Source organism: Piscicoccus intestinalis NBRC 104926 (genome assembly GCF_001515525.1).
GTDB lineage: Bacteria > Actinomycetota > Actinomycetes > Actinomycetales > Dermatophilaceae > Kineosphaera > Kineosphaera intestinalis.
In genome coordinates this window covers 1-5679 of the sequence record NZ_BCNQ01000212.1, presented here as the reverse complement: position 1 = coordinate 5679, position 5679 = coordinate 1, and the positions used below count along the sequence as shown (strand labels likewise).

The 5679-nt window shown below is 72.2% G+C and carries 4 protein-coding genes; all 4 read left to right on the top strand.

The window, feature by feature from the left end; genetic code table 11:
• Positions 1–1077, top strand: a 1077-nt coding sequence (locus PINTE_RS23460) for an Ig-like domain-containing protein (RefSeq protein ID WP_169798587.1), incomplete at its 5' end; no start/stop codon positions are given.
• A 159-nt stretch (positions 1078–1236) separates the two neighbouring features.
• On the top strand, positions 1237–2673 hold the full coding sequence (ahcY, locus tag PINTE_RS20055) for an adenosylhomocysteinase (protein WP_068434171.1): 1437 nt from the start codon (positions 1237–1239) through the stop codon (positions 2671–2673).
• A 192-nt stretch (positions 2674–2865) separates the two neighbouring features.
• A complete protein-coding gene (gene mtrA / locus PINTE_RS20050) occupies positions 2866–3543 on the top strand; it encodes an MtrAB system response regulator MtrA (RefSeq protein WP_068434170.1) in 678 nt (225 codons plus the stop codon).
• A gap of 26 nt (positions 3544–3569) precedes the next feature.
• Positions 3570–5615 carry an MtrAB system histidine kinase MtrB gene (gene mtrB, locus PINTE_RS20045; protein ID WP_245643075.1) on the top strand — a complete coding sequence of 682 codons (2046 nt, stop codon included), beginning with the start codon at positions 3570–3572 and terminating at the stop codon, positions 5613–5615.
• Positions 5616–5679: the final 64 nt, after the last annotated feature.

Here is a 5679-nt window from a genome sequence, read left to right as displayed (position 1 = left end):
GACGCGGTCCAGGCCGCGGCCGACGGGTACGTGCGCGTCGAGGTGACGTGGGCGGCGCCGGCCACCGCCCGCCCCCGCGACACCTTCACCGTCTCGCTCCCGCGCGAACTGGAGCCGGTCGACGGCGCCTCGTTCGCCGTGCGTGACGGCCACGGCGCGCCCGTGGCGACCGCGCGCGTGACCGGCCACCTCGTCGAGTTCACGTTCACCGACGAGATCGCCGGGCGAACCGGGGTTACTGGCTCCACGTGGATCACGGCCCGGCTCGTCGACCGGAGCCGGCAGCGCGCGCCGGTGCGGCTCGCCTTCGGCGCTCCCGGCGCGACCTTCGACGCCAGCCTCGACGTCGCCGACGAGACCCCGCGCGACCGGTCGGCGACCGCCACCAAGGATCAGCGCTGGGTGCGCGCGGCCCGCTCGCGGGGGCCCCGCGAGGCCATCGCGTGGACGATCGCGGCGCCCCGCGTGACGCCGCAGACTGCCGGAGCCCCCGTCACGTTCGTCGAGGAGCCGGGGCCGGGCCAGGCCATCGACTGCCCTGCCGCGCGGCTGCGCTGGGCCACCCGCAACATCACCGCGCCCGACGACGCCGGCCCGGTCGTCGCGACGCGGCAGTCGACGTCGTGCACACCGCAGCGACTGGTGGCCGTCGTGCAGTCCACCCGCGCGGACGCGGGACGCATCCCCTACCTGGCCGGCACCTCGACCCGCACCGACGCGACCCACGCGACCGACGCGACCGACCCGACCGACGCGACCGGCACGACCGGAACGCCGCTCGAGCGGTATGCGAACAACGGCACGGTGACGATCGGCACCGACACCTCCTACACCGTCCACCACGTGCTGGACGCGCCGCTGGGCGGCAGCGCCCGCAGCGCCTCCCTCCCCACCGCGGCGGCGGTCGCGGGGGTCGTCGCGGTGAGCGGTTCCCGGCCCGGCTCCTGGCAGCCCCCGCTCGGTCCCCTGCCGACGGAGGAGGCGGTGCAGCCGTGGCCGCTGGCGGGGGCGTCGGCGGCGTTGACGCTCACTGGCTCCGCCGTGCTGCTGCTGGCGCGCCGACGGCGAGACGCGTGATCGAGGCTGCGCCCGACGCGGTTATCCTGGACGTCGATGTCCGGCGCGGGTGATGACCCACGGCAGCGCTGACGGGCGCGGGGTTCGAACTCCCCGGGCCGCGTTGTGGCCCAGACGGGCGGCGCCGGGCGAGCACAGGCAATCGCAGAAAGAGCCACCATGTCCGTTGACCACAAGGTCGCGAATCTCGCCCTGGCCGACGCCGGCCGCCACCAGATCCGCCTCGCCGAGCACGAGATGCCCGGCCTCATGGCGCTGCGCGAGGAGTACGGGGAGTCCAAGCCGCTGACCGGCGCGAAGATCGCCGGCTCGCTGCACATGACCGTGCAGACCGCGGTGCTTATCGAGACCCTCGTCGCGCTCGGCGCCGAAGTGCGCTGGGCCAGCTGCAACATCTACTCCACCCAGGACGAGGCGGCCGCCGCGGTCGTCGTCGGCCCGCAGGGCACGCCCCAGGACCCGCAGGGTGTGCCGGTCTTCGCCTGGAAGGGCGAGACGCTCGAGGAGTACTGGGACTGCACCAACGAGATCCTCACCTGGCCGGGCGGCGAGTTCGCCAACATGATCCTCGACGACGGCGGCGACGCGACGATGCTCGTGCACAAGGGCCGCGAGTGGGAGGTGGCCGGGCAGGTGCCCGCCACCACCGACGAGGACTCCGTCGAGTTCGGCGTCTTCAAGGCCCTCGTGCGCCGCACGATGGAGTCCGACCCGACGAAGTGGACGACGGTCGCCGCGCACATCCAGGGCGTCACCGAGGAGACCACCACCGGCGTGCACCGGCTCTACGAGCTTGCCAAGAGCGGCGACCTGCTGTTCCCGGCGATCAACGTCAACGACTCGGTGACCAAGAGCAAGTTCGACAACAAGTACGGCTGCCGACACAGCCTCATCGACGGCATCAACCGCGCCACCGACGTGCTCATCGGCGGCAAGACCGCCGTCGTCTGCGGCTACGGCGACGTCGGCAAGGGCTGTGCGGAGTCGCTGCGCGGCCAGGGCGCCCGCGTCATCGTCACCGAGATCGACCCGATCTGCGCGCTGCAGGCCGCGATGGAGGGCTACCAGGTGGCCCGCCTCGAGGACGTCGTCGAGACCGCCGACATCTTCGTCACCACCACCGGCTGCTTCGACGTCATCCGCGCCGACCACATGGCCGCGATGAAGAACAAGGCGATCGTCGGCAACATCGGTCACTTCGACAACGAGATCGACATGGCCGGTCTCGCGAAGCTGCCGGGCATCACCAAGACCGAGATCAAGCCGCAGGTGCACGAGTGGACGTTCGAGGACGGCCGCTCGATCATCGTTCTGTCCGAGGGCCGGCTCCTGAACCTCGGTAACGCCACGGGCCACCCGAGCTTCGTCATGTCCAACAGCTTCGCGAACCAGACGATCGCGCAGATCGAGCTGTTCACGAAGAACGACGACTACGCCAAGGACGTCTACGTGCTGCCCAAGCACCTCGACGAGAAGGTCGCCCGCGCGCACCTGGCCGCCCTCGGCGTCGAGCTCACCGAGCTGACCAAGCCGCAGGCCGAGTACCTCGGCGTCGACGTCGCCGGCCCCTACAAGCCGGAGCACTACCGCTACTGACCGACCACACACACGCCGAAGGCTGCCCTTTCGGTCCGGGGCTGCGGTTAGAACCGCAGCCCTCGGCCCAGGGGGCAGCCTTCGGCCGTTGTGGCGGGAATCCGCCGCGCGGGGGCGGGCTGGCGACGATGCGACGACTGCGAAGGTTACGATCGGGTATCGAAGGGGCGAGGGGAACCGGAAGGATTGCGTATGAAGGCTCGCGTGCTCGTCGTGGACGACGACCTCGCGCTCGCGGAGATGCTCGGCATCGTGCTGCGCAATGAGGGGCTCGATGTCGTGCACTGCTCCGACGGCGCGTCGGCGCTGGAGGCCTTCCACCAGCACCGGCCCGACCTCGTGTTGCTCGACGTCATGTTGCCGGGCATGGACGGCATCGAGGTGTGCCGCCGGTTGCGTGCCGAGTCGGGCGTGCCGATCGTCATGCTGTCGGCCCGCACCGACACGGTCGACGTCGTCGTGGGCCTGGAGTCCGGCGCCGACGACTATGTCGTCAAGCCGTTCAAGCCGCAGGAGCTCATCGCCCGGGTGCGGGCCCGCCTGCGCCGCGGTGAGGAGCCGGAGCCGGAGCGGTTGACGATCGGCGACCTCGTCATCGACGTCGCCGGGCACTCCGTCAAGCGCGACGGCAAGATCGTCGGCCTCACCCCGCTCGAGTTCGACCTGCTCGTGGCGCTCGCCCGCAAGCCGTGGCAGGTGTTCAGCCGGGAGGTGTTGCTCGAGCAGGTCTGGGGCTACCGCCACGCCGGCGACACCCGTCTCGTCAACGTGCACGTCCAGCGGCTGCGCAGCAAGATCGAGCGCGACCCCGAGCACCCCGAGATCGTCGTCACCGTGCGCGGAGTCGGGTACAAGGCCGGTCCGGCCTAGGCCGGGCTCCGCCTCAGGCCGGCCCGATGCCTGCCCGCATCCCGTTCCGGGCACCCCGAGGAGGGGAGCCGCGCGCGAATCGGGCGCGCACCGGCTCCGCGCGATCGCAGGGCCGGCCGCAGACGAAGCGGTCGACGCCCGACCGGGGCCTGCTGGGGCCGACCGCCCGGCGCCGCCTGGCCACCACCGGCTCGATCGTGCGCCGGGGGCTGCGTCGACTGAGGATCTGGACGATGCTCGCCGCGCGCCGCATCGCGCGGCTGTGGCGGGTGAGCCTGCAGTTCCGGGTCGTCTCGACGACCGTCCTGCTGGGGCTCGTCGTCATGGTGCTGCTGCAGACGTTCCTCTACCAGCGGATCTCCGACGGGCTCGTGGAGGGCCGGATCCAGACGGCCCGCGAGGACGCCGCCTACCGCGCCAGTGAGATGCAGGCGCGCCTCGACGCCACCGACAACCTCGACGCGGAGAGCATCCGGCAGTTCACGTTCGACCTCATCCGTCAGCAGGAGAGCCAGACCCCCGACCAGACCCGCGAACTCATCCTCACCCGAGCCATCGACAACACCCGCGGCCCCGAACGGGTGCCGACGATGTGGACGGACGTCGACGCCTCCGTCGTGCCGACCGAGCTGCGGCAGGCCATCGCCGCCGACCCCAGCCATCAACACATCCAGCTCGTGCCGATCCCGCGCGGCGACGGGCACGTGCCGGCCGTGCTCGTCGGCTCGCAGATCCTCGTCCCGCAGGCCGGCCGCGAGGAGCTCTACTTCGTGTTCCCGCTCGACCGCGAGCAGGCGATCATGAACATGATGCTGCGCACGTTCGTCATCGGTGCGCTCGCGCTCGTCGTGCTCATCGGTCTGCTCGCCTACATCGTCACCCGGCTCGTCGTCGACCCGGTGCGTGAGGCGGCGGAGGTCGCGGGCCGGCTCTCGTCGGGGCGGCTCAACGAGCGCATGCGCGCCAAGGGCGAAGACGATCTTGCCACGCTGGCACGCTCGTTCAACGACATGGCGGACAGCCTGCAGACGCAGATCCGCCAGCTCGAAGACCTCTCCCGCGTGCAGCAGCGGTTCGTCTCCGACGTCTCCCACGAGCTGCGCACCCCGCTGACGACGATCCGCATGGCCGCCGAGGTGATCCACGACTCGCGTGGCGACTTCCAGGCCCCGGTCGCGCGGTCCACCGAGTTGCTCCTCGCCGAGGTCGACCGGTTCGACGAGCTGCTGTCGGAGCTGCTGGAGATCAGCCGGTTCGACGCGGGCGGCGCCGTGCTCGACACCGAGGAGGTCGACGTGCGCGCCGTCGTCGACCGGGTGGTCGAGGCCGCCGCGCCGCTGGCGGATCGGCGCGGGGTGTCGGTGCAGGTGCTGGGCGGCGACCGGCCCTACCCGTGCGACATGGACCCCCGCCGGGTCGAGCGCATCCTGCGCAACCTGCTCGTCAACGCCATCGAACACGCCGAGGGCAAGCCCGTGCACATCGAGCTCGGCGCCAACTCCGAGGCGGTCGGCGTGGCCGTGCGTGACTTCGGAGTCGGGTTGGAGCCCGGGCAGGCCGCGCTGGTGTTCAACCGGTTCTGGCGGGCCGACCCCGCGCGCAACCGCACGACCGGCGGCACCGGCCTGGGCCTGGCGATCGCCCTGGAGGATGCGCGGCTGCACAACGGCTGGCTGCAGGCCTGGGGCACGCCGGGCGGCGGGTGCCGGTTCCGGCTCACGCTGCCGCGGCACGCCGGCCAGCCGATCCAGCGGGCGCCGATAGCCCTCAGCGAGGAGACCCCGCCACCTGCCCCGCGACCTGCGCCGGAACCGACCCCGCCGCCAGTCCCGGCGTCGGAGGCCGTGGTCGCTTCGAGCGTCGTCCGCTCCTCCGGCTCCACCGCGTCGACGGTGGCATCGGCGGCCGACGAACCGTCTGACGAACCGACCTCCGAGCCGCCGTCCGAGCCGTCCGAGCCGTCCGAGGTGGTGACGGAGGCGGCCGCGCGCCCGGTGTCGGAGCCGGACAGAGCGTCGGGCCTGTACCCGGACGGCGGGCGGGAGGGGACCGAACAGGGGTCGGGCTCATGAGGCGTCGCCGGGGCGACCCAGCGCAGGGCCGCCCGAGGCCCGGCGGGCGACGCGCGCGACCCAC